Raw genomic sequence first — 24,614 nt, forward strand, 5'->3', positions numbered from 1 at the left:
ATTGCCCGGACATCGGCATTCATCAATCCAGCGCGATATCCGGCGCATCTTCCTGCTTCATACCAACGGTATGATAGCCGGCATCGACATGATGGGTTTCACCGGTGACGCCAGCAGAAAGATCGGACAGGAAATAGAGAGCCGACGCGCCCACATCATCGATGGTCACGTTGCGCCGAAGCGGCGAGTTATGCTCGTTCCATTTCAGGATATAGCGGAAGTCGCCAATGCCGGAAGCGGCCAGCGTCTTGATCGGACCGGCGGAAATCGCGTTCACCCTTATGCCGTCAGGACCAACATCATTGGCCAGATATTTGACCGAGGTCTCCAGCGCGGATTTGGCCACGCCCATGACATTATAATGCGGAATAACCTTCTCGGCGCCGTAATAAGACAAGGTCAACATGGACCCACCCGCGCTCATCAGCGCCGCGGCGCGCTTGGCGACGGCGGTGAAGCTGTAAACGCTGATATTCATGGTCATCAGGAAATCGTCCAGTGTGACATCGAAATATTTGCCGCGCAGCGCTTCCTTGTTGGTGAAGCCAATCGCGTGAACGACGAAATCCAGCTTGCCCCAGCGCTTCTCGATTTCGGCAAATGTCGCGTCGAGCTGGTCCATGTCGCTAACGTCGCAATCGAGCAGGAAATCACAGCCCAGTTCTTCGGCCAGCGGCTTGACCCGTTTGGCCATCACCTCGCCCTGATAGCTGATCGCCAGCTCGGCGCCATCGGCGGCCAGACGCTGCGCGATACCCCAGGCCAGAGACTTGTTGTTGGCAAGCCCCATGATCAAGCCTCGCTTGCCTTTCATTAAATCACTCATCGCCATGGTCTCCTGAATTCCGATAATCGCCGCTGATAAACGCTATCCGAATGATTTTCCAGCGTATCATTCGTCCTGTCCGATTCTGGAGGGCCGTTCGGCCAGCGCGGCGTTTATCTCTGCTCCGATTACCATTCCGAGACCGACAAGATAGAAAAAAATCAAGGTGATCACGACCCCGGCAAGGCTGCCATAGGTGAGCTGGTAGTTTGCAGCATATTTGAGGAAAACCGGCAAAAGTCCGGTGATCAGGAGCCACCATCCGCTGATGAACACGGCGCCCGGCCATTTGGGATATTGCCGCGGCCGATATTGCCGGGGCGTCAGCAGCCGGAACAGAAGATAGAGCGTTGTGAACAGCATCAGAAACGGAACGGCGCTGGACAGCGACAGCCAGAGTGCATCGCTTTCGATGGCCGGGAAATAGGTTCCCAGAAATTCGCTGACACCCGCCACCACAAATTGCGCGCTGAGCGCCAGCATCGCGAAAAATACGGAAATCAGAATGAGCGCAATCGATGTCAGGCGATATTCCCAGAACGCCCGCTGCGCCTGGACGCCGTAAGCGCGGTGGAGAATTTCGCGGATGGTTTCGATCAGGCTGGTGGTGGTCCACAATCCGACGATCGCGCTCAGCCAGAGCAAGGGACCGGTCCGCGCCGTCATCGCGTCATTGATCGGGTCGTGCAGCGCGCCCGCGACCGAAGGCGGAACGGTGACCAGAAAAGCCTCGACAAAATCGATGCCGATCGCGGTCTGGCCGAAACCGCCAACAATCGCAGCGGCAACGATGAAGAAAGAAAATACCGCAAGCAGCGACATATAGGCGAAATTGCCGGCAAAGGTGAAACCGTCATGATAGACGCCCACGGCGGTACGCTCGGCGATGATAAGCGCGCGTCGGATTGCACTTTCCTCGGCGAGCGTCTCGCCGGTTCGCTTCCCCGATGCTGCCGGTCCCCCGCCGACCTGCCGCCGGGCCTCGGGAGACAGTTCAGACTGGGAATTCCGGTTCAAACCTACACACCCATGCTGGCGCGCGGATTGTCTTTCGGATCCCAGTCCTTGACAAATTCAGCGAGCTTTTCATCCTTTTCCGGCAGAGTGATCATCAAGGTCACCAACTGGTTGCCGCGGACACCGGATTTGCTGTAAAATCCCTTGTTCTTCAGGCGCAGCGTTTTGCCCGAACTCGATCCGGCAGGAATGGACAGCATCACCGGTCCGTCCACCGTGGGCACCTTGACTTTCGCCCCTTCAACCGCCTCTTTCAGACTGATCGGCAGCTCCAGCCTGATATTATCGCCGTCGCGCTCATAAAAGGGGTGGGAATTGATGTGAATGGTGACAATCGCGTCACCATTGCCGCCCGGCCCCTGTCGCCCCTTGCCGCTGAGCCGCATCTGGGTACCTTCCTCGACGCCTTTCGGCAGGCTGAGGTCGATGGTCTTGCCGTCTTCCAGCGTGATACGCTGTTTCTGCAACGTCGCGGCGGCAATAAATTCCACCTTCAGCCGGTAGGAAACATTGGCGCCCTTGGGCGGTGGCGCGCTGCGCTGGCGACCGCCGAAGGGCGAACCAGCGCCACCACCGCCGCCAAACAGGCCTTCGAAAATATCGCCGAAATCAGCGCCGGCATTGCCGAAATCATGCTGCTGGCCCGCTGGTCCGCGCTGGTAACCGCCACCGCCGCCGAACCCGAAAGGAGCGGTAGGATTGCCTTCTGCATCAATCTCTCCGCGATCAAATTGCGCGCGCTTGTCCTTGTCGAGCAACAGATCATAGGCCTTGGTGACGTCGGAGAAACGCTCCGTCGCCTTGGGATTATCCTTGTTCCTGTCCGGGTGCAATTCCTTCGCCAGCTTGCGATAGGCGCTCTTGATTTCCTTTTCACTTGCGCCTTTTGCGACACCCAATGCTTGATAGGGATCTACCATTACTTACCCTTTTTCAAATCCTTACCCCGCAGAGATTGGGATTTTCTACTCATTTTCAACACTAGTGTCCTATTCGGGTATGACGGCATCTGCAACCTTGCTGTGACGCGTGAAACGCAAAAGCAGATATAATACCAGCCCCAGAGGCCCCAGCATCAGTACGAACAGCAAGATAGGTATCTGTATCCAGCGTGCAAACCCGTATTTGTCCGCATTGCGCGCTACCCAGATTCCGACGAACAAATCAAAGGCCAGATAATGGATCCAGCCGATGGTGGCACCGCCGGGGCTGGACAGCGTTTGCTGGACACCGGCAAGACTGGAAAAGTCCATCGCAGCTCCCGCGCCGCTGTCAACAATTCCGGCCATCAGCAGTATCATGACCACCGCATAGCTTGCAGAGAGCAAGGCCATGCCACCATAAAATAACCCAGTCATCACCACCGCCCCGCGCGGAGCCAGAAGCAGAATGACCCACAGCGTCAGCGCGTAGATATTGGTAACGGAAAAAACCAGCTCCCAGTCCATGAGCCCCCCTTTTACTCTGCTGATAGCAGAAATCAGAACCTTTTCGCCGAACAAAATATTGTTTGTTTGCCGGTGAGCGACAGACTGTTACAAGCCGTCCCATGACCGACCCCTTTTCCCTGTTCGAGAGCTGGTATGCCGAGGCGCGTACCACCGAGCTCAATGATAGCAACGCAATGACCATTGCCACCACCGACGCCAGTGGACAGCCGTCGGCACGGATGGTCCTGCTCAAGGGCCATGGCCCTGACGGCTTTGTCTTCTACACCAATCAGCAGAGTCGCAAGGCAGGCGACATTGCGGAAAATCCCAAGGGCGCAATCCTGTTTCACTGGAAAAGCCTGCGGCGACAGATTCGGATTGAGGGCCATATCGCAACGGTGGCCGACAGTCTGGCCGATGCCTATTTCGCAACGCGCAGCCGGGACTCGCAACTTGGAGCCTGGGCATCGGACCAGTCCCGCCCGCTGTCGGACCGCGCGACCTTCGAAGCGCGTTTTGCCGAGATGACCAAACGCTTCGAGGGCGGCGATGTCCCGCGCCCGCCACACTGGTCGGGCTATTGCCTGACGCCGGTACGATTCGAATTCTGGCAGGACCGCGCCCACCGGCTGCACGAGCGACTGACCTTCGTCCGCGACGGAGACAATTGGACGGAGGGGCTGCTCTACCCATGACCAGCCTGCCTTATTATCATGTCGACGCATTTGCCGATCGCCCTTTCGCCGGCAATCAGGCAGCAGTCATGCCGCTCGAAAGCTGGCAGGAGGATGCAGTCCTGCAAGCCATTGGCGAAGAAAATAATTTTGCCGAAACAGCCTTCTACTTGCCCGACCAGAGCGGCCAGGCAGATTATGAATTGCGCTGGTTTACCCCAAAGCTGGAAATCGCGCTTTGCGGCCATGCCACGCTCGCCAGCGGGCATATAATCTTGTCGCAACAGCCTGATCGCCAACAGGTAACGTTCCGGACACGGAAGGCCGGCATCCTGACCGTGATGCGCGAGGGAGACGGCTATGCGCTTGACCTTCCGGCTTATCCCCCAGCACCCCAGGAGATGCCCGAGATTGTCGCGATCATCGGCGGAAATCCGGTCGAAACCCAGTTTCACGAAGGACGCTATCATGTTCTCCGATACGAAAATCCCGAGGATGTGCTGGCCCTTATACCGGATATGAAAGCGCTCGCCGCCTTGGGCAATGCGCAATTCATCTGCACCGCGCCGGGCAACGACAGCGACGTGCTGAGCCGGGTTTTCGTTCCGGGCGGAGGGGTTGACGAAGACAGCGTAACCGGTTCAGCCCATGCCGTACTGACACCTTTCTGGGCCAGACAGTTGGGCCGCGATCGCTTTACTGCTTATCAGGCTAGCCAGCGCGGCGGCTATGTCCGCTGCCGTCTGGACGGCGACCGGGCCTGGCTGGGCGGCAATTGCGTGACCGTGGTGGAAGGCAGCTTTCGCCTGTAGCTTTCCGACGGTGGCAGATATTAGCTGCGATAGGGGAAAAGGGCCATTATCCGGCCGATCTGCGCGCTCATCGGGGCCAGGTCTTCATCCTGTGTCTTGCCAAGCCGGACCACCGTGAGTTGCTGTTCGGGCGACACGACGATCTGCTGACCGAGATGGCCGAGCGCGGCGAAGATGGTGTCCGGACCATTGTCGGGAAACAGCACCTGATTGCGGCCTTCGGGACGCCTTTTGTTAAGCCAGAGATGGCCGCCATAGGCCGGGTCGTTTTTGGACGACGTTTTCATGAACTTTACCCAGCTTACCGGCAAATGCTGAGCTCCTTTCCGGGCACCATTGTTGCGCAGAAACTCTCCGAATTTTGCATAGTCACGGGCCGTTGCATGGATGAAACTGCCCCCGAGAAATGTTCCGTTGGGACCGAATTCCGGATAGGTCGAATCCATTCCCAGCGGCTCGAGCAAGCGACCGCGGATGAAACGCAATGTATCGTGACGACGCACTTCCGGGTCGGGACTCTTGGTCAGGGTGCGCGCGATGATATCGGACAGAATGATGCTGGTCGCGGTGCTATATTCAAATTTCTCGCCCGGTCTTGCCTCCATCGGACGCGCTTCCGCATAAGCGGCGGCATCCTGCGCGCCATCGAGAAACAGCATACGGTTGGTGTCCGCTTCGAAGACGGTTTTCCCGCCCTCCTCCGGCACTTCGGTATGGTCCAGACCGGACGACATATGGAGCAGATGTCGCAAGGTGATATCACCGCGCGGATCACCAGGTCTTTGCCATGCGGGCACAGGCGCGGGATCGTCGAGCACCAGCCGCCCGTCTGCCACTAGGAAGCCGATCAGGGCACCGGTAAAGCTTTTGGCCATTGACCAGCTGATGAACCGGGTATCTTCATCATAGCCTTCACCATAGCGTTCGGCGATGATCCTGCCCTGATACATCAACACAAACGCCCGCGTTTCCGCCATCGCCGGATCTTCGAACAGCGGCGCGACAACCGCATCCAGCCGCGCCTTGTCGACAGGGCTGCTATCCGCAATATAGGCCAGTTCCGCGGGACTTTTTTGCGGTGCGCTGACAGTATCACCATCCGATCCGCACGCAGACAAGGCAAGCGTAAGGGCCGGGATGAAGGCGAGTTTAATCTTGTGCATAGGCCGTCGTTGCACCAATAGAAGCCGCCATGGCAACCGTAAAAGACTCATCCTCCTCTCCGCCGGGCAAGTTGCGCATTGCATTATATGTCGCTGCGCTGTTCCTGCTCGTTCTGATCGCGGTGCTCGCCGATAATTACAGCAGCATCAGGGGGCAGCTGGATATCGGCACCGCCTATGGCGCGCGGGTGGCCTGTTCGTGCCATTATATCGGCGACCGGGATATCGACGATTGCCGCAAGGATTTCGAACCCGGCATGGAAGTAATCGGATTGACCGTGGATGACGATCACCGGAGAGTGACCGCCTCGGCATTGTTGATAGAGTCTGCAACCGCCGAATTCCGGGAAGGCTGGGGCTGCGTGATCCTGACAGACGAACAGATCAAGGCGGAATAGGCTAGACTTCGACGCCAGCCAGCCATTGCTGTTCGACTGCAGCGGTGCTTACGATCCAGCCACCGCCCAGCACGCGATCCTTGTGATAGAAAACCGCTGCCTGCCCCGGAGCGACACCGAATTCCGGATTGTGGAACTGCAGTTCGTTGCCCTCCAGCCGCGCCAGTGTCGGCTTAGACATCGACCGCACCTTTACCTCTACCGGACCGGCATAATCGCCGCCAATCCAGTTGATGTCGCGGAGCGAGGCCGAGGCAACCGCCAGTGCAGATTTCGGTCCGACGATCACACGCTTTGCCTCCGGCTCCAGCCGGATAACATAGAGCGGTTCGGCCTGACCACCGATTTCCAGTCCCTTGCGCTGGCCCACGGTATAATGAATGAGGCCCTTGTGCCGCCCCATCAGCGTGCCATCAATATGGACAATCTCGCCATCATCATCGGCATCGGGGCGCAATTTGCGCACGACGCTGGCATAGTCGCCATTGGGAACGAAGCAGATATCCTGACTGTCGGGCTTGAAGGCGACTGCGAGCCCCATGTCCTCGGCTATTTCGCGCACCTGCGTCTTGGGCATATCGCCCAGCGGGAAACGCAGATATTCCAGCTGCTCCTGCGTTGTCGCAAACAGGAAATAGCTCTGGTCCCGTGCCGGATCGAGCGCCCGGTGCAATTCGGCACCACCCGGGCCAGCCACCCGCCGCACATAATGGCCGGTTGCCAGACAGTCGGCGCCCAGCTCGCGGGACAGTTGCAGCAGGTCGGTAAACTTGACCCCCATATTGCACTGTACGCAGGGAATTGGGGTCCGGCCGGACATATATTCGTCGGCAAAGACATCCATCACCGAATCCTTGAACCGGCTGGCATGGTCGAAAACATAATGGGCTATGCCGAGCCGGTCGGCCACAGCACGGGCATCGCGGATATCCTGTCCGGCACAGCAACTGCCAACGCGTCCGACCGCTTCGCCATGATCATATAGCTGCAGCGTAATGCCAATGGTTTCGGCGCCGGTGCGCGCCGCCAGGGCGGCGACAACGCTCGAATCCACACCGCCAGACATCGCCACTACAATGCGCTTGCCCGTGAGGTCGTCCCCGAGCTGGAAATTTCCGTCTATATTGTTCTTCATCACAACTGCACCCCTTAGAGAATTCCCGCCGCTTGCGCCAGCACAGCGAACAATTCCCGTTGCGGACACGGACGTGATCCATTTTGGTACGAATTGGCTCGATGCAAGGAAGGATTGCTTAACTTCTCCTAAGGCCGCGTAAACACCCCTTTTACATAAGTTTATATCTTCGCTGCTAGACCGGCGTCTATGGAAATGAACTTCCCCCACAAAGGCGCCGAATGGCCGGTGCTGGATGAAGGTCGCGATGGTACCGGACAGCGTACGGATCATCAGGCCCTTCTTGCCAAGGCCATAGCGAGGCAGACGTCCAGCCAGTCGGCGCGGAAATTTGTCGCGGCCAAGCGGAATTCCGGAAAGGCGAAGTCTGCGCTTCACGCCTCTTTCATGGATGACCGGATGGCTTTTTTTGCCGGACAATCCCGTTCTGACAAAAGCGGATTCGGGGGGACAACTTTGTTCAGGACCGGTAGTTTTCGGCCTGATCTAGCACAGCAGGGAAGCGATAGAATGCAAGAGTAGTAAAATTATAAACGTGACGTTTACCTTGGCAGTTCAGGTAATCGAAAAACTCTCCCGCTACGAAGGCCAGACGGAACGGGAATGAGGTGAAATGCCGCAAGGCAAAATTGAGGGTAGTATGATTGAAAACCAGAAAATAAAACCAGCGCAAGTTGTCGGGCCCCTTGGCGAACCACTCACCATTGACGATTTGCCGAAACCCGGTACGACTCGATGGGTAGTCCGCCGCAAGGCAGAAGTCGTCGCGGCGGTGAACGGCGGCCTGCTGACTGTAGATGAAGTTTGCGACCGCTACGATCTGTCGCTGGAAGAATTTGCGTCCTGGCAGCGCGCTGTTGACCGGTCCGGCATGCCCGGACTGCGCGTCACTCGCATCCAGCATTACCGGGACCTTTACGAGCGCCAGCAGAAATATTGATCGCATCCCTTCGTAACTGCATCCCGTACAAGATATATTGATCAGGGCGGCCGGACATGTTCCGGCGGCCCTTTTTTATTCCTTCAAGTTCAGGCGATAATCAGCTATGTAACTGTATTCGCGGATATACAGAATTTATAAGCGTATCAGATCAGGAGGAACATATGGGTTGGATTATTGCATTGATCGTAGGCGGTATTGCGGGCTGGCTGGCCAGCATGGTCATGGGGCGCGATGCATCCATGGGCGTCTTCTGGAATATCGTCGTCGGCATCATCGGTTCGGTAATCGGCAATTTCGTCGGCCGCTATTTCGGCTTTGGCGGCAGCATCCAGGAATTTTCGATCGCCGGTCTGCTGACGGCTTTTGTCGGTGCGGTTGTTCTGTTGCTGATCCTCAATCTTATCCAGCGTGGCAGGGTACGCTAACCTCCCTCTTCAGCAGGGCATTCTGAAACGCAAGGGGCCGGTTCTTTCACGAATCGCCCCTTTCGTACGATGATATTGATCGTTGGTCGAACCGGGCTTGAATGTCGGGCCGAAACCTGTTCCGGCTTGCTGCTGGTGCATTATTCATGTAACACAGCAAATATAAATCCGGACAGACTGGAGAATCAGCGATTCTTTTGTGTATTGCACAATTAAATTGCGATAAGGGCCCCGCCTGAAGAGTAAAACAATGAACTATGAATCCACCATCCCCAGCGACGATATTGCAACGCTTGAAAATGTCGAAATGCGCGACACCAATCGCAAGCGGCTGATCATTGCAGTCGCCGTGATCGTGGCGCTGTTGCTGGCCTATATTGCCTATAACTATTTCGCCGGCGGAGCAGTCGAGGATGACGGCGCGAGCCAGGCACCGATGGTATCGGTCATGAGCCCCGGCAAGCAACAGGTTGTGCGGACCATCAACGCAACCGGCACGCTGGCGGCACGACGGGAGATAGAGGTCAGTGTCGTCGGTGAAGGCGGACGCGTAACCAATGTCTATGTCGACGCTGGCGACTGGGTTAAACAGGGCCAGATCATGGCGAGCATCGACCAGTCGGTCCAGTCTCAGCAGGCGGCAAGCCTCGAAGCGTCAGTCGGCGTGTCGCGCGCCGATCTCAATCTGGCGCAGGCCAATCTCGATCGCGCGGAAAAGCTGGTCGACCGCGGCTTTATTTCAAAGGCGGATATCGACCGGCTGACCGCAACCCGCGATTCCGCCGCCGCACGTTTGCGCATGGCGCAGGCACAGTTTAACGAGGTTCGTGCGCGCAATGGGCGGCTGAACATCGTCGCCCCCAAGGCCGGACTGGTTCTGGAACGGAATGTCGAACCGGGCCAGACTGTTACACAGGGCAGCGGTACCCTGTTCCGGATGGCACAAAATGGCGAGATGGAATTGCAGGCGCTGCTCGGCGAGAGCGACCTGGCCACGGTTACGGTCGGCACCAAGACAGAGGTCACGCCGATTGGGACGGACAAGCTTCTTACTGGACAAATCTGGCAGATATCTCCGACCATTGACCCGCAATCGCGCCAGGGCGTTGCCCGCATCGCGCTGGGCTATGATAGCGCCTTGCGACCCGGTGGCTTCGCCAGCGCGCGCATACAGAGCGGTACATCGGACGCCGCTGTTATACCGGAATCCGCATTACAGAACGATAGCGAGGGCAGCTTCGTCTATATCATCGACGCGGACAACAAGGCCGTGCGGCGCGATGTGGTTGTCGGTTCGGTATCAAGCGCCGGGATATCCATCATCTCCGGGCTGACCGGCAATGAGAAAGTCGTGCTCCGTGCAGGTGGCTTCCTGAGTTCTGGCGAAACCGTTCGAACCGTCGTTCAGAAAAATGCGAACGGCGCTGGATCCAGTGCGCGAAACTGAGGCCTGACCGATGAATCTTCGCAATATTTCAGCCTGGAGCACCCGCAATCCGGTCGTGCCAATGGTGCTGTTTGTGGCCTTGCTCCTTGCCGGTCTGCTCAGTTTCAACCGGATGGATGTGGTCAACAATCCGGACGTTGAATTTCCGGCTGTTTCAGTCCGAATTTCGCAGCCCGGTGCCGCTCCGACGGAAATCGAGAACCAGATCACCCAAAGGGTCGAGGCAGCGGTCCGGTCGATCAGCGGTGTCAAGAATATCAGCTCGACGGCCAGCGAAGGCAGCAGCAGCACCTTTGTAGAATTTGAAATCGGCGCGGATGTCAACGACAGTGTCAACGAAGTAAAAAATGCCGTCGACCAGGTCCGCGGATCGCTGCCCGACGGCATTCTGGAGCCGCAGATATCCAAGGTCGACGTCGCTGGTGGACCGATCGGTTATTTTGCGGTTAAAGCCGATGACATGACAGTCGAACAGCTGAGCTGGTTCGTCGATGATACAGTCGCCAAACGATTGCTTACCGTCAATGGCATGGCAGAGGTCAGCCGCTTTGGCGGCGTCGACCGTGAAATCCGTGTCATTTTGAAGCCCGACCGGATGCAGGCGCTCGGCGTGACCGCCAATCAGATCAACAGCGTGCTGCGCCAGGTAAATATCAATGCCGCCGGTGGTCGCGCGGAGGTCGGAGGTACCCGCCAGTCGGTCCGCGTTCTCGGCAATGCCGACGATGCCTATGAATTGTCGCAAACCCAGATTGCACTACCCAACGGTCAGGTCATCAAGCTGAGCGATGTCGCGGAGGTTAGCGACGCCTTCGGCGAGCGTAGTTCGATCAGCAAAGTCAAGGGCGTAGAGGTTGTCAATTTCTCCATGGAACGGGCACGCGGTGCTTCCGACGTCACGGTCTACGATGCAGCGATCGAAATCATGGACAAAATCGAGGCCGAAAATCCGGGGATCGAGTTCATTCCGCTGGGGACCAGCGTCGATTATACAAAATCGCAATATAGAAGTTCGATGCTTGCGATGATCGAGGGCGCCATATTGGCGGTGGTTGTGGTCTTCATCTTTCTGCGCGACTGGCGCGCTACGGTCATTTCGGCCATTGCCATCCCCCTGTCGGCAATCCCCACTTTCTGGTTCATGGATCTGCTCGGATTCAATCTCAACTTCCTCTCTCTTCTGGCACTGGGTCTGGTGGCCGGTGTGCTTGTTGATGACGCTATCGTGGAGATCGAGAATATCGTGCGCCATATGCGCATGGGAAAAACCGCCTATCAGGCGTCGATCGACGCCGCCGATGAAATCGGCCTTGCCGTGGTTGCGACTTCTTTCTGCATCGTCGCCGTCTTCCTGCCGGTTGGCTTGATGCCCGGAATATCCGGCCAGTTTTTCAAGAATTTCGGTATTACGGTCGTTGTCTCGGTTCTGATGAGCCTGGCAGTTGCGCGTATGATCACGCCGATGATCGCAGCCTATTTCCTGAAGGCCAAGGGCCATGCGGAACATGGCGAAGGCATCTGGATGGATCGCTATATGCGACTGCTGCAATGGGTTCTCGACCGCAGCGAAGCCGACCGCATCCGGGAAAATCTTGTGCCGGCCAAAGCCGCCTGGTGGCAATATCTGTGGGGCTTCGTGATGTTCACCCTGATCGTTGTCGCATTCCTGGCTCCAGCCTTCGCGGTGGGTTTCCTGCTGAACGGACTGCTGGAGGCGCTGATACCCAGTGACCTTCTCCGGGCCCTGCTGAGTCTCGCTGCCGGCATTGCTGTGGGCGGGCTTGCCGGATATTTCGTGGCCTTCCTGTTCAGAATTCTTTCGGGGGTCATCGGCGGTCGTTTTGCCGACTGGTATACCTATCGTTCCGGCCGTTTCCGGGCACGCGCCCATGATCACCGGATGTGGATGATGGGCGTCGGGATAATAGCCTTTGTCCTGACCGTGATTCTCTTCGCTATCACCCCGCAGGAGTTTCAGCCGGTCACGGATCAGGATACGAGCCGGGTCGAGATCGAAGTTGTTCCTGGCACCACTCTGGAGCAGACCGAAAAAATCGCCGATAGAGTGTCCGAACTGATGTATGCACAGCCGGAAGTCGACCGGGCCTTGACACGGGTACGCGAGACCAATGCCACGGTGTTCGTATCTCTCAAAAAGGACCGGAGCAAAACCTCGATCGAATTCGAACGCGGCTTGCTGCCGGAACTTCAAAAAATTCCCGATGCCAGGATTTCCTTCCAATCGCAGAGCGGTGGCGGTGGAACCGGCCGGGATATTTCAATCATGCTGACGGGCTCTGATCCGGAATTGCTCGATGCCACAGCGGCGCAATTGGTCGAACAGATGAAAGATATCAAACTGGTCCGCGCTCCGCGGATCGCGGCCGACCTGAGCCGGCCGGAAATCATCATCACGCCCTATCTCGATCTGGCGTCCCAGCTCGGCGTCACCACCGCCACACTCAGCCAGACAATCCGCATTGCCACACTCGGGGAGATCGACCAGAACGCCGCGAAATTCTCCCTTTCGGACCGGCAGATTCCGATCCGTGTCATGTTGCCGCTCGAATCGCGTAACGATCTGACCACCATCCAGAACCTGCCGATTCCGATTGCCAGTGGCGGCACCGTGCCGCTCAGCCGGGTAGCCAAGGTGAGCTTCGGCTCCGGTCCTACCTCGATCCAGCGCTATAACCAGAACCGGCGGACCTTTGTCGGAGCGGATCTGGCACCGGATGTGATCAAGGGCGAGGCGATGGAACAGATCTTCGACCTGCCGATCATGAAAGACCTGCCGACCGGCGTCTCCAACGAGGCATTTGGCGAGGACGAATGGCAGGCCGAACTGGCGGTAAATTTCATGATCGCCCTGATTTCCGGTATCTTGCTGGTCTTTGCGACGCTGGTCCTGCTTTACAAGCGGGTGATGTCGCCGCTGGTCAATATGGGCTCGCTGGCACTTGCGCCGCTCGGTGGCATATTCCTCGTGTGGCTCTGGGGTCTGTCGCTATCCATGCCGGTCTTGATCGGGGTGCTCATGCTATTGGGTATCGTCAGTAAGAATTCGATCCTGCTGATCGACTTTGCGATCGAGGAAATGCAGAAAGGCGTCCCCAAATTCGAAGCGATCATGGATGCCGGGCACAAACGTGCCCAGCCGATTGTGATGACCACAGTCGCCATGACGGCGGGTATGGTACCCACCGCTCTCTCCCTGTCCGGCGACGGCGCCTGGCGCGCGCCAATGGGGGTTGTCGTGATCGGTGGCCTGATCGTTTCAACCTTGCTGACGCTAGTTATCGTACCGGCCGGATTCAGCCTGGCGGACGGGTTCGAACGGCGCGCCGGTCCATGGCTCCGCAACCGGCTGCTAACGTACAAGACCGGCGACGACCGGCATGACCGGCCCGGAGCAGAGGTTCAGCCCGCCGAGTGAAGCCGATATCGTCTCAGAGCAGCAGCGGCGGAATCTACCCCGCTACCAAAGCGGGCAATGCCGGCCGGGATATGAAGATCATCGCCACCGGCATGCTGGTAGTGATGGCGATCATCTATTTTGCCGCCAAAAGCTATGAAGCGGTGCATCCCGCTCTCGGGTTCGTGCGCGCCTTTGCCGAAGCCGCGATGGTTGGCGGGCTGGCCGACTGGTTTGCCGTCACCGCCCTGTTCCGCCATCCCATGGGCCTGCCGATACCGCACACCGCAATCATTCCGCGCAACAAGGATCGCATCGGTGACACGCTTGCCAATTTCCTCAAGGATAATTTCCTCATTTCCCGTCTGGTCGCGCAACGCATGCGCCATGTGGACCTTGCCAGTGGCATCGGCCGCTTTCTGCAATCGCCAAGTGGCGGCGAAGGCCGACTGAAATTCGGCGCGTCACGACTTTTGGGCGACGCCATTGCCTCGCTCGACAAAGACCGGCTGGGCACGATGTTCAAGGGCGCAGTCAAGGAACAGGCGGTCGGACTCGATATTGCGACACCCATGGGTCAGATTCTGGCCGCGGTCATGGCGGAAAACCGGCACGGACCGCTGATCGATTCGAGCATTCGCTGGGCCTATCGGACGCTGGACACCAACGAGGCGGTGATCCGTAAAATCGTTACCGACCGTGCCAATGCGGTGATGCGCTGGACGGGTCTGGACGACCGGGTTGCCAACGAGGTGCTGGATGGCCTCTACAAGCTGATGGCGGACATGGCGGCCGATCCCCATCATCCGGTCCGGGCGAAAACCGAGGAAAGCCTCGAGCAGCTGGCCCGCGAGTTGCAACATGATCCGGACCTGCGCGAAAAGGTCAATGAATGGAAGCTCGAGATGATCGAGAATCCGGCGATTGCCTCATGGCTCGACGGCATCTGGGAACAAGGCAGGGAAGCACTCTTGCGATCAGCACGTGATCCCGATGCGGCTATGGCCGGTCAGTTTGGCGATGCGCTGATCCAGCTGGGCAACAGCCTGCAGCAGGACAAGCAGCTGAACCGCCAGATCAATCGTTTCGGGCGGCGGGCGGTGATCGGTGTTGTCGACAGCTATGGCGACAATATCGTCAAGCTGGTGTCCGAAACGATACGCGGCTGGGACACCCAGACCATCACTGACCGGGTCGAGAATGCCGTCGGTCGCGATCTCCAGTTCATCCGGGTGAACGGCACACTGGTCGGCGGGCTGGTCGGCCTGTCCCTGCACACGCTGGGCTACTGGATCTAGCGCGAAAGCAGAAGGCGCGCCTGTCCGGCAATCTGCGCCAGCATCGCAATCGACGGCTTCGGTGTCTGCTGCGCCCGGTCCATGATCTTGCGGAACTGCGCCACCCGGGCGATATTGCGTTCCGCCCAGCTGTCGACGAATTGCTGCATGTCCTTGCCGCGGGTACGGCGCAGAAAATCGAGCCGCATCTGCTGGAAATCACGGGCTAGGCCGGCGACGAGCAGGCGGTCCCAGGGATCGGACGGATTGATCCGAGTCGCGGTCATCTGCGCCCAGTCCAGGCCAAGCTGACTGCCGAGACCGGTAAAGGCCGCGGCAACCTCCAGCGCATCAATATCCCGGCTATGGGCCAGATAGGCGATACCGGCCGCGCCGTCATTCTTGTAGATATTGGCGATCTTGCCGGCGATCTCCGAAGTGGCCCCCGCCTCGACCAGCAGCTTCACCTGACGTGACGCCTGCAAGCGGCCTTCCGCGGTTATCAGGCTTTCGACATTTTCGTTGAGCAGGGTCACGCCGGGCGCCAGCATTTCGACGGTATCGTCAATCCGGTCATCCGAAACGCCGATCCGCATCAGATCCGCCATATGCGAGCGCAGGACATAGGCAAGCCGGTCAAACAGCGTGATCCGGATATCTTCCGCAATCTCCGCTACCTCCAGCGCGTGCCACAGCCGGTCGGCGTGGAACAGACGTTCTGCCATGACAAAGGCCCGCGCGACCTCGCCCAAGGTGCAGCCTTCTTCCTCGGCCAGTTCGAACGGGTCGATCAGCCCGAGCCGGTTGATCATTCGGTTGGCCAGTTTTGTGGCTATGATCTCGCGGCGCAACTGATGGCTAAGAATGGCTTCGCGATGGCCTTCCTGCATTGCCGGCGGAAAGGCCTGCAGCAATTCGCTGTCCAGCCCCGGGTCATCCCCCAGGTCGCTATTTTCAATCGCATCCTGCAGAGCAAGCTTGGCAGTGGATATCAGCACCGCCAGCTCCGGCCGATAGAGGCCCCGGTTTTCCTGGCCGCGGCGGATCAGGTCCTCGTTACTGGCCAGCCCTTCCACCGTCCGGTTCAACTGCCCCTGTTCCTCGAACTGCTCGATCAGGCGGACATAGGATGGCAAGGATTTTGCTCCCCCCATTTCGGCGATGGACAGGCCCAGAGCCTGTAACCGGTTGTCTTCCAGCACCAGCGCGCCGACATCATCGGTCATCGATTTGAGCAGCTTGTTTCGCGCCGCGGGCTGCAGATTGCCGCTTGCCAGTTCCGCATTGAGGGCAATCTTGATATTGACCTCGTTGTCGGAGCAATCGACGCCGGCGCTATTATCGATAAAGTCCGTATTGATCCGCCCGCCGCCCGCGGCAAAGGCGATACGCGCGGCCTGTGTGATACCCAGGTTGGCTCCCTCGCCGATAACTTTCACACGCAATTGTTCGGCATTGACGCGAATCTTGTCATTGGCCGGATCGCCGACTTCGATATGATTTTCCGCCGCCGCTTTCACATAGGTACCGATCCCGCCAAACCACAGAAGATCGGCATTGCACGCCAGTATCGCTGCCATCAGCCGCGACGGTGTTGTCTCCATATCTTCGGCCAGACCGAGCATTCTGGCGGCCTGGTCGGAAAGCTTGATCGTTTTCGAACCGCGCGAAAATACCCCGCCGCCTTCCGAGATCAGTTCCTTGTCATAATCTTCCCAGCTGGACCGCGGCAAGTCGAACAGTCTTTTCCGCTCAATCCAGCTTTTCGCCGGATCGGGGTCCGGGTCGATAAATATATGCCGATGGTCAAAGGCAGCCACGATCTTCAGGCTCTTCGAAAGCAGCATGCCATTGCCGAACACGTCGCCCGACATGTCGCCGACCCCGACCACCCGGACCGGTTCGCTCTGGATATCGATTCCCGATTCAGCAAAATGACGCTGGACGGAAACCCAGGCGCCACGCGCGGTAATCCCCATCGCCTTGTGATCATAGCCGTTGCTGCCGCCGCTGGCGAAAGCATCGCCGAGCCAGAAACCGCGATCAATAGCGATCTGGTTGGCGATATCGGAGAAGCTTGCCGTGCCCTTGTCCGCCGCGACGACAAAATAGGGATCATCCTCGTCGAGCCGCTGCACTCTGGCCGGCGGTACGATCTTGCCCTCGACGATATTGTCGGTCAGCGACAACAAGGCCGAGATGAAGATTTTATAGGCCTCCACCCCTTCGGCGAGAAACGCGTCACGGTCATCGCCGGAGGGCAGTTGCTTGGCAAAAAAGCCGCCCTTTGCGCCGGTCGGTACGATGACCGCATTCTTCACCCGCTGGGCTTTCATCAGGCCCAGTATTTCGGTGCGGAAATCGTCGCGCCGGTCGGACCAGCGCAGGCCGCCACGGGCCACCGGCCCGGCCCGCAAATGTATACCTTCGACCCGCGGACTGTAGACAAATATCTCGCGCCACGGCACCGGCGCCGGCAGTTCCGGAATCCTGGCGCTCTCGATCTTGAAGGCCAGAGCTTCGCCGGCCTGATAGGCAAACGCATTGGTCCGCAATATCGATTCAATGACCGCGCGGAACAGCCGCAGGATGCGGTCATCGTCAATGGCGTGTACGCTGATCAGCGCCGCGTCCATGTCGCGTGTTGCCAACTGGGTCGCTTTCGCGCGATCACCGTCAAAATCCGGATCATGCAGAGCGCGGAAAATCGTGATCATCGCAGCGGTGACGGCCGGTGCTTCGGCCAGTGCTTCTACAACCGTATTCAGACCATAGCTGAGACCCGTCTGTCGCAAATAGCGGAACCAGGCCCGCATCCACACCGTCGAGCGCGCATCGATTCCCGCGGTCGTGATCAGCTGGTTGAACGCATCATTTTCCGCCTCGCCGTCGAGCACATTGGTGATGGCCGCCTCGATTTCATCGGCACGGGCGATCAGACGGTCGCAGCGCTCCTCGGACCGCAGTTCGAGCAGAAAATCGTGAATGAAACCCAGACGCCCATCGTCCAGCGGAGTCGGCACCGATTCGCGCACGATAAAGCCGAAATTTTCCAGTTTCGGGACTGCATCCGACAGCGGCAGCGCGCCGCCCAGATGATAAATTTTCAGCCGCAGCAGATTGTCGGCATCGCTGGCAAGGCGGTAAAGCCGGGTGGAACGCTGCCCGCCGCGCTCCAGCTTGAACAGACGCAGGATATCCTTGGCCGCCTCCAGCGCACCATAGGTCGACTGGTAGGTGCCCGGGAAGCAATTGGCATAGCGCTGCGCCAGAACCGCGGCCCGGTTTTCCTGACCCGCTTCGCGCAGGTTGCGCTCGACTTCCGGCTTCCAGCCCCGGACCATATTTTCAAGTTGCTGGTCGAGCAGATCGGGATCCGGAATTCTGCCGTCGGCTCCCATGTCGAGCGTATAGCGCAGAGAAGAGACTCCACCCTCTTCAAGCGTATTGGACCAGCTCAGAATTTTTGCGCCGGTTGCCTCCGTCAGCATTTGCTCGACATTCTGCCTGCGTTCGGTCGAAAGCTGCTCGCGCGGGAGCCAGACAAAGGCGAAGAGATGGCGGGCGAGCGGCGAGATCACGCTATGCAGTTTGGGGCGCGGCCGATCGATCAGCGACATCGAGATCAGCGCCAGTTTCTCCAGATCATCTTGTGCAAAGGTGATCAGCAGATCATGCGGCAAAGAGGTGAGCGCATGGGTCAGGCTTTTCCCGGCGTGGCCCGATACCGAAAATTCAAACTTGTCGAACAGCCGGGTGAGCTGGGTTCGCAACACCGGAATATTCTCGGGAGAAGCGGCCAGCGCCGCGCTGGTCCACATGCCGGAGATGATCGACAGCGCCGTGATCTTGTTCTTTTTCCTGACCGGGACGATGATCAGGTCCATCAGCACATGCCGATGCACTGTGGACAGCTGGTTGGACTTGATGATCAGCGGTGCCTTGCCGCCATTTTCAAACCATTCGAACGCGCGCCGCCTGCTTTCATCGGATAGTATCGGTTGCGGGCGCATCCGGGCCAGACCGAGCCGCTCGGTACGGCCGCCCTTGGTATCGACCATTTCGTGGCCGAGCAATGTCAGGTTGCGGTCGAGGAACCAGCGGAGCAGCGTCGCCCCTTCTCCCTCGGGCAAACCGTCGGCATTCTCACCCAGCACGATCTGCAATTTCAGCCAGTCGGTCACCGCCGCGGCGACATCCTTGAGATTCGCGCGCAGCGCCTTCACCAGTTCCCGGCGGACACGGGCGTCGGTTCGCTCCAGCTCGATATAGATAACCGATTCGCGCTTTTCACCGGGGGGGGCCTGCTCGACAAGCTCGATCAGCTGCCCTTCGGCATCCCGGCGCACGGCAACCACCGGGTGGATCAGCCGTTCGATTGTCAGGCCGAAGCCGGCAATCGTGGCGCAAACCGAATCCACCAGAAACGGCATGTCGTCATTGACGATCGCGAGGCGCAAGTGCCGGTTGTCATGCTGGCCGCTGACGCTTTCCAGCGACAGGTTCGCTTCGCTGCCCCGACGTTCCTGGGCGGATCGCAAGGTGAACCGGGCGGCTTCCTCGCAGGCCTGTTTATCAAAACCGATATTTTCGCCGGGCAACGCACTCTCGCGAAAGGCAGCCACCAGCTTTTTTTCGAGACCGTCAAGCCTGTCCTGGGCTGACCCGGATTTCCGTTCGCGATTGGCCGCCATTTTACCCCCAAGTGGATCGAGACGGGTCAGGCCCCGCCAGCATGGCTATGCTATGCGCCCAATCTGCAGCGCGCTCAAGGGCCGAGCCGGTCCTTTTCGCTTGCGATAGGAGAATGTTTTTGACCGTGATATTTCGGTTACATATGTAACTAGAGGCAGGATAGCAACGGCGTCACCGCCACCGCCTGCAGGATCAGATTTCGGTATGTTTCAACGCCTGGCTGGTCAGCTTGTCATTGCCGCGAACCGGTCCGACAATGGACAATTCACCGTCCGAGCCCTTGCGCGCGACGAGCACGACAAATTCGGAATCCCCTGGATCGATATCCTGCAACTGCCGCGACGGCGCTGCACGCAGTTTCACCAGCATATCCTCTCCGGCCGACCGCAGCTTGTTGAGCAGCCCTGAGGTCCGCCCGGCGGCGCGCTCGGCCTGCACAATCGCTTTCAGACCACCCTCATGCTGACCGAGCAAATCGGCGAGCGCGCCCTTGGCAATCGCATTGCGCTTGGCATATTTCAGCACTGCGGCATATTCGGTCAGCCGCGTCTTGTCATAACCGGTACCAAATACCAGTTTGACGATCGGCGTCATCGGTGCGCGTTCCTGGACCACAAGGCCGCAATCTTCGAGCAGCATCTTATAGTCGTCCGGGAACATCTCGGTCATCAGATAGAAATCATAGGCGTTGCTGATGGCGGCATATAGCGCCGCACGGCTGCGCTGCTCGTTATGCGCGGCATGGTCGGCGCTATTCCGGGCAGCCGCCAGCCAGTCGGCCAGACTCGCGTCCTCGGCCGGCTGATCCGGCGATTGCGCTTCGTCCTGTTGCGGGATGATGGCGAAGGCGGGCGTCAGCTCAAGCGGGCTGGTCGCGGCCTGATCCTCCCGGCCGGTTGCATTCGGTCCGTCTTCCCAGACCGGACCCGCCACCTTGCGTTCGGGAGCCGAAAGCATCGCCTCGGACACTTCCCCTTCGATCTCCCGCTGGACGGTATCGGCGGCCACTTCCTTCCAGTTGATGACGCCGTAGATAAAATCTATCGTGTCGTCATCGGTCGAGAAGGGCAGCAGAATACCGCGATACATGATCGTGATGCCTGCATGATTGACAAATTCGGCCTCGAAGCCGATCGGCGCCTGATTGGCGATGATCTGCAGATAATGGTCGGTGATACGCGAAAGCAGGGAACGCGCCGGCACATCGGCAACCGCGGTGATCGACGCGTCGATCTTGCACTCCTCGCGCAGCGCGCGGCCGAGAAACTGGATCGCGGGATTCTCGATGCCGTTGGTGAAATCGAGCAACACGCTATTGGGTCCGAAATCATCGTCCGATTCGGGCGACAGGTCCTCGACATTGGGAAAATGCCGTTTGCCCAGCAGGCTGGCCCAGAAATTATAGGCGCGTACATGCATGCGCCGCTCGTCCTGGCTGATCGGTGGTGGCGCCTCGACCGCGGCGTCATCGTCTTCAAAGACCGTGTAATCAGGTGCCGATAGCAAATCCTGATCGCCGAGTTCATTGTGAGTCCGTAGGTTTTCCATGCTGCCCCATCGCGATTGCATCAATTCCACACCGGTCTGCACCACCATGGTAAATATATGGTAAATATCCGGATCTGAGGCCCAGAACCGGCAGGTGCGGGCCGGAGAGCGCCACAATGGCAAGCGCGCGAAATATCGACTGCGCACTCTTGTCACGGCACGGCTCTGCTGTTAATGGCGCGCGATCAATGGAAAAGGCATGAGGTCTACCCTCCTCCGTTTCATCGATGCCGCTTTAGCTCAGTTGGTAGAGCATCGCATTCGTAATGCGGGGGCCAGAGGTTCGAATCCTCTAAGCGGCACCACTCAGTTTCCCATTTCCGACCGTCTCTGCACCTGCCTCGATATGGCATAATTAATGCCCATTTATCCGTAGCTTGCGTGGGATGGGTCGATCACCTTTGCGACCGGAGACCCTTTGTCGGTGGTGGAACGGTGCCAATATGGCCCATCGTCTCAGCGGGCCATTTCGTGGCTGTCAGATGCACATTAAGATCTTGGGCTGAGGGTTCAGGCGAACCCGAACATTTTCCTCTGACTCGGCCAATCGAGCGGAATAGCGTTGGCGCGGGTGAGTTTGCGACCGGGTGACCAGGATCCTGCTTGTCGTAGCGTTTGGTGTGAACTTTACGAAGGCGTGTTCTGCGCGGCAGCCTGTTCAAACCGTTGCGTTTGAGTATCCGGTATATCGTTGCATCGAACAATTTGATGCCGTGATAGCGCGCCAGATACCACATGATCCGTTCAGGCCCGAGGTGGTGTTTGCGCCGCAGGTGCAGCACCTTCTCCGCCACCTTAGGCGGTGTCTGGTTAGACGGGTTTTTAGGAATGGTTTTGGTATTGACCAGGCCATCTTCGCCTTCGCGCTCATAGGCGCTCTTCCATCTGTAGAATCTGGCCCGGCCAATGCCAAAATAGCGGCACGTCTTGGCTACATGCCCTACCTTCTCTGCGTGCGGCAATATCCGTAATTTGCGCTGTACTTCGCGTTCGTCTTCCTACGTCAGCAATTTACAGAAGATGTCTCGCGAGTCCTTACATATTTACACTTGAACGGATTGGATGAAAAACAAAGCGGCTGGTCTGCTCCCGCAGTAATTGCGGTCGTTCCCGCTGGGCAACTACCTTGTCTGCTGCGCGCCTCCACATAATACGTAGCCATTCGAGATAATAATTGCTGAAAGCGGACATCCTCTTGGCCCATTCCGGCCATGAGAATGACAATGACCCACTCACAATTTGATCCAGCTGCGCAAAACCGGCAATTGCTGATCATATGCCCGGCGATGAGCTTGTCCGCCTATCTCAGCGCGCTTTGGACAATACGGCTTTTGCCTTCGCCCGGCATCATCTGCACCACCGCCTTCACTTCTTCACCCAGATCGATATTGAGCACGCCAAAAACTGCAGCATCCACGACCAGGGGATGCTCGATAAGAAGATTTTCACATTCCTGCGGGTAAATATTCACGCCGCCGGAAATGATCATGAAGGTCTTGCGGTCGGTCAGATGGACAAAGCCGTCTTCATGGACATTTTGGGCCGTTAGCGGACTGGCCGCATTTCAACTGCAACACCGAAAAAGCAGACGTTGACGCACAATAAATATATCAGTATATCATGATATATGGATAATAAGGATGCCCTAAATGCCTTCGCGGCGCTTAGCCAAGTTACCCGGCTCAATGTTTTCCGCCTGCTCGTCAAGACTGGAGAGGAAGGTATGCTTGCGGGTGATATCAGCGATGCACTCGACGTGCGCCAGAACACTATGTCGGCCAATCTTTCGATCCTTACGCAATCTGGACTTGTCAGGAATGAGCGCCAAGGCAGAAGCATCCGCTATTTTGCCGATATGAACGGAGTGAGAGGACTGCTCGCCTTCCTGATGGAAGACTGCTGCGGCGGTCATCTAGGACTTTGCCAACCGGTGATCGATGAGATCGCCTGTGCCTGTTAGGACTTTGCTTTGCCCTTGTCGGCTTAAACTCTGGCACGGCGCTCGCAACGGTGGCTGGAGTTCTGGTCGAAGTGCCGATGATGCTCTCGCTGGTCGCCATTGCCAACCGCACCCGCAATGCCTTCCCCCAGCAATAAAGGACAGCCGATGAGAATTCTCTTTTTGTGTGTCGCCAATTCTGCCCGCAGCCAAATGGCCGAAGGGCTCGCCCGCCAACGCTTTGGCGACCGAGCCGAAATTGCCAGCGCAGGATCGCAGCCGACGAAGCTCAATCCCTATGCCATTGAGGCAATGGCGGAGAGTGGCGTCGACATTAGCGGCCATAGCTCCAAGTCCGTAGATGGTATGAATGCCGCCGATTTTGACTATGTCATCACGCTATGCGCCGAAGAAATTTGTCCGGCTATACCTGGTGCAACCAAGCGGCTGCATTGGCCGATCGATGATCCGGCGAGTGATGATCCAAGCCTGACGCCAGAAGACCTGCGCACCCGTTTTGCTGCGGCGCGGGACAATATCTATACTCGTATTGCGGTTCTGGAGGCGCTGATCGACGTGCCGCAGGGGCCAAAGTCGCAAGAGTTCCACGCCAGTATCAGGGTCGGAGATCTTCCGAAAAGCACTCGCTTTTACAGTTGGCTGCTTGACGTAATGCCAAAGGAATGGACGCATCGCTTCGCGACATTCATCCGGCCAGACCTTAATTTGAATTTCGTGCTGCTTGTTTCCGACGGCAAGTCGCTCCACCATGACACGCTTTATCACCTTGGACTGGATGCTGGGTCGAAGGCAGCCGTTATTGACGCCTATGACCGTGCGCTGAAAATGGGCGCCGAAGTCTTCAAGCCGCCGCGGACCACTTGGCGCGGCACGCCCCTACATGAATTGTGGCTAAAGGACCCGGATGGCAATTTAATCGAACTCTATGCCCGGCTGACCAACGCCGAACTCGCAAATATGCCCGATGACAAGACCGAGGAATATCTGATCCCCGGAACGGAGCCAAGCCATGCTTGAATATAGTGTAACCGCCCACCGAATCGACGATCATGGTAGCCTTGCCGAGACGAAGCAGGCGCAGATAACGCTCGATACGGACATGAAAGGCCGCGCGGATGCCTTCAATCCTGCGGAGCTGTTCCTCGCCCCCCTTGCTGCCTGCATGATCAAAGGCATTGAGCGGGTGACGCCGATGTTGGAGTTCGATCTGCAAGGGGTCGTGGTCAAACTGCACGGCATCCGACAGGACAGCCCGCCAAAGATGGCTTCAATCGGCTATGAGATCATCGTCGAAACAAGCGAGAATGATCGGCGACTCGACCTGCTACACAAGAATATTCGAAAATTCGGCACCATCTCAAATACGGTTGCCGAAGCGACCAAACTCGAAGGCACGATACGGAGGAGCGAATGAGCCGCCTCGCTACCGAACGTCTTTTCGCTTCGCGT

Annotated in this window: 19 protein-coding genes, 1 tRNA gene and 2 pseudogenes; 12 read left to right on the forward strand and 10 right to left on the reverse strand. The window is 58.0% G+C overall.

The features are described 5' to 3' along the window. Positions 1–22: 22 nt before the first annotated feature. The 4 genes from fabI to ACHZCJ_RS09805 all read right to left on the reverse strand — a co-directional run bounded on the left by fabI (position 23) and on the right by ACHZCJ_RS09805 (position 3,291). Positions 23–826, reverse strand: a complete 804-nt coding sequence (gene fabI / locus ACHZCJ_RS09790) for an enoyl-ACP reductase FabI (protein ID WP_321325986.1) — start codon at positions 824–826, stop codon at positions 23–25. 66 nt (positions 827–892) lie between these two features. Further along, entirely contained in the window at positions 893–1,843 is a 951-nt protein-coding gene (locus tag ACHZCJ_RS09795; protein WP_321325987.1) for a YihY/virulence factor BrkB family protein, read from the reverse strand. Positions 1,844–1,845: 2 nt separating this feature from the next. Beyond that, positions 1,846–2,763 (reverse strand): DnaJ C-terminal domain-containing protein, encoded by a 918-nt coding sequence (locus tag ACHZCJ_RS09800; RefSeq protein ID WP_159646136.1) that lies wholly within the window; start codon positions 2,761–2,763, stop codon positions 1,846–1,848. Positions 2,764–2,832: 69 nt separating this feature from the next. Next, positions 2,833–3,291: an ABA4-like family protein gene (locus ACHZCJ_RS09805; RefSeq protein ID WP_159646139.1), complete on the reverse strand. Its 459-nt coding sequence runs from the start codon at positions 3,289–3,291 to the stop codon at positions 2,833–2,835. A gap of 101 nt (positions 3,292–3,392) precedes the next feature. On the opposite strand from ACHZCJ_RS09805, the gene pdxH reads away from it, so the two are divergent. Both pdxH and ACHZCJ_RS09815 read left to right on the forward strand, forming a co-directional pair. Further along, positions 3,393–3,968, forward strand: coding sequence for a pyridoxamine 5'-phosphate oxidase (gene pdxH, locus ACHZCJ_RS09810; protein ID WP_159646142.1), 576 nt, complete (start codon positions 3,393–3,395; stop codon positions 3,966–3,968). Further along, the gene (locus ACHZCJ_RS09815) at positions 3,965–4,759 is read left to right on the forward strand and encodes a PhzF family phenazine biosynthesis protein (protein ID WP_321325988.1); all 795 of its coding nucleotides are present in this window, start codon (positions 3,965–3,967) and stop codon (positions 4,757–4,759) included. The genes pdxH and ACHZCJ_RS09815 overlap by 4 nt, the downstream gene beginning before the upstream one ends. Before the next feature lie 20 nt (positions 4,760–4,779). Here the strand turns inward: ACHZCJ_RS09815 and ACHZCJ_RS09820 are convergent, their stop codons facing one another. After that, positions 4,780–5,922, reverse strand: coding sequence for a serine hydrolase (locus tag ACHZCJ_RS09820; RefSeq protein WP_321325989.1), 1,143 nt, complete (start codon positions 5,920–5,922; stop codon positions 4,780–4,782). Positions 5,923–5,951: 29 nt separating this feature from the next. Here ACHZCJ_RS09820 and ACHZCJ_RS09825 point away from each other — a divergent pair, with 29 nt between their 5' ends. Then, entirely contained in the window at positions 5,952–6,320 is a 369-nt protein-coding gene (locus tag ACHZCJ_RS09825; protein ID WP_321325991.1) for a hypothetical protein, read from the forward strand. Between the two features lies 1 nt (position 6,321). Here the strand turns inward: ACHZCJ_RS09825 and mnmA are convergent, their stop codons facing one another. Then, complete coding sequence (mnmA, locus tag ACHZCJ_RS09830; protein ID WP_321325992.1) at positions 6,322–7,455, reverse strand: tRNA 2-thiouridine(34) synthase MnmA; 1,134 nt, start codon at positions 7,453–7,455, stop codon at positions 6,322–6,324. A gap of 640 nt (positions 7,456–8,095) precedes the next feature. Between mnmA and ACHZCJ_RS09835 the strand changes: the two genes are divergently transcribed. The 5 genes from ACHZCJ_RS09835 to ACHZCJ_RS09855 all read left to right on the forward strand — a co-directional run bounded on the left by ACHZCJ_RS09835 (position 8,096) and on the right by ACHZCJ_RS09855 (position 14,983). Continuing rightward, the gene (locus tag ACHZCJ_RS09835) at positions 8,096–8,395 is read left to right on the forward strand and encodes a DUF1153 domain-containing protein (RefSeq protein WP_089133443.1); all 300 of its coding nucleotides are present in this window, start codon (positions 8,096–8,098) and stop codon (positions 8,393–8,395) included. A 164-nt stretch (positions 8,396–8,559) separates the two neighbouring features. After that, complete coding sequence (locus ACHZCJ_RS09840; protein ID WP_321325994.1) at positions 8,560–8,823, forward strand: GlsB/YeaQ/YmgE family stress response membrane protein; 264 nt, start codon at positions 8,560–8,562, stop codon at positions 8,821–8,823. Between the two features lie 250 nt (positions 8,824–9,073). After that, on the forward strand, positions 9,074–10,270 hold the full coding sequence (locus tag ACHZCJ_RS09845) for an efflux RND transporter periplasmic adaptor subunit (RefSeq protein WP_321325995.1): 1,197 nt from the start codon (positions 9,074–9,076) through the stop codon (positions 10,268–10,270). A gap of 10 nt (positions 10,271–10,280) precedes the next feature. Continuing rightward, positions 10,281–13,706: an efflux RND transporter permease subunit gene (locus ACHZCJ_RS09850; RefSeq protein ID WP_321325997.1), complete on the forward strand. Its 3,426-nt coding sequence runs from the start codon at positions 10,281–10,283 to the stop codon at positions 13,704–13,706. Between the two features lie 71 nt (positions 13,707–13,777). Further along, on the forward strand, positions 13,778–14,983 hold the full coding sequence (locus ACHZCJ_RS09855; RefSeq protein WP_321327776.1) for a DUF445 domain-containing protein: 1,206 nt from the start codon (positions 13,778–13,780) through the stop codon (positions 14,981–14,983). Here ACHZCJ_RS09855 and ACHZCJ_RS09860 read toward each other — a convergent pair. Together ACHZCJ_RS09860 and ACHZCJ_RS09865 are read right to left on the reverse strand one after the other, a co-directional pair. Next, on the reverse strand, positions 14,980–19,656 hold the full coding sequence (locus ACHZCJ_RS09860; RefSeq protein ID WP_321325999.1) for an NAD-glutamate dehydrogenase domain-containing protein: 4,677 nt from the start codon (positions 19,654–19,656) through the stop codon (positions 14,980–14,982). The genes ACHZCJ_RS09855 and ACHZCJ_RS09860 overlap by 4 nt on opposite strands. A 193-nt stretch (positions 19,657–19,849) precedes the next feature. Then, entirely contained in the window at positions 19,850–21,205 is a 1,356-nt protein-coding gene (locus ACHZCJ_RS09865) for a hypothetical protein (protein WP_321326002.1), read from the reverse strand. Positions 21,206–21,434: 229 nt separating this feature from the next. Here ACHZCJ_RS09865 and ACHZCJ_RS09870 point away from each other — a divergent pair. Then, positions 21,435–21,510 (forward strand) — tRNA-Thr (locus ACHZCJ_RS09870). A 276-nt stretch (positions 21,511–21,786) separates the two neighbouring features. Here the strand turns inward: ACHZCJ_RS09870 and ACHZCJ_RS09875 are convergent. Then, positions 21,787–22,203, reverse strand: a pseudogene (locus tag ACHZCJ_RS09875) (helix-turn-helix domain-containing protein); the annotation flags it as partial. A 341-nt stretch (positions 22,204–22,544) separates the two neighbouring features. Further along, positions 22,545–22,739, reverse strand: a pseudogene (locus ACHZCJ_RS09880) (acyl-CoA synthetase); the annotation flags it as partial. Between the two features lie 93 nt (positions 22,740–22,832). Between ACHZCJ_RS09880 and ACHZCJ_RS09885 the strand changes: the two are divergent. The 3 genes from ACHZCJ_RS09885 (at position 22,833) to ACHZCJ_RS09895 (ending at position 24,579) form a co-directional block, all read left to right on the forward strand. Beyond that, entirely contained in the window at positions 22,833–23,165 is a 333-nt protein-coding gene (locus ACHZCJ_RS09885; RefSeq protein WP_321326004.1) for a metalloregulator ArsR/SmtB family transcription factor, read from the forward strand. 147 nt (positions 23,166–23,312) lie between these two features. Next, the gene (locus tag ACHZCJ_RS09890) at positions 23,313–24,182 is read left to right on the forward strand and encodes a VOC family protein (protein WP_321326006.1); all 870 of its coding nucleotides are present in this window, start codon (positions 23,313–23,315) and stop codon (positions 24,180–24,182) included. Continuing rightward, positions 24,175–24,579 carry an OsmC family protein gene (locus ACHZCJ_RS09895; RefSeq protein WP_321326008.1) on the forward strand — a complete coding sequence of 135 codons (405 nt, stop codon included), beginning with the start codon at positions 24,175–24,177 and terminating at the stop codon, positions 24,577–24,579. The genes ACHZCJ_RS09890 and ACHZCJ_RS09895 overlap by 8 nt, the downstream gene beginning before the upstream one ends. The last annotated feature ends 35 nt before the right edge of the window (positions 24,580–24,614 follow it).

It is taken from the genome of uncultured Parasphingorhabdus sp. (genome assembly GCF_963677535.2).
Classification (GTDB): Bacteria; Pseudomonadota; Alphaproteobacteria; order Sphingomonadales; family Sphingomonadaceae; genus Parasphingorhabdus.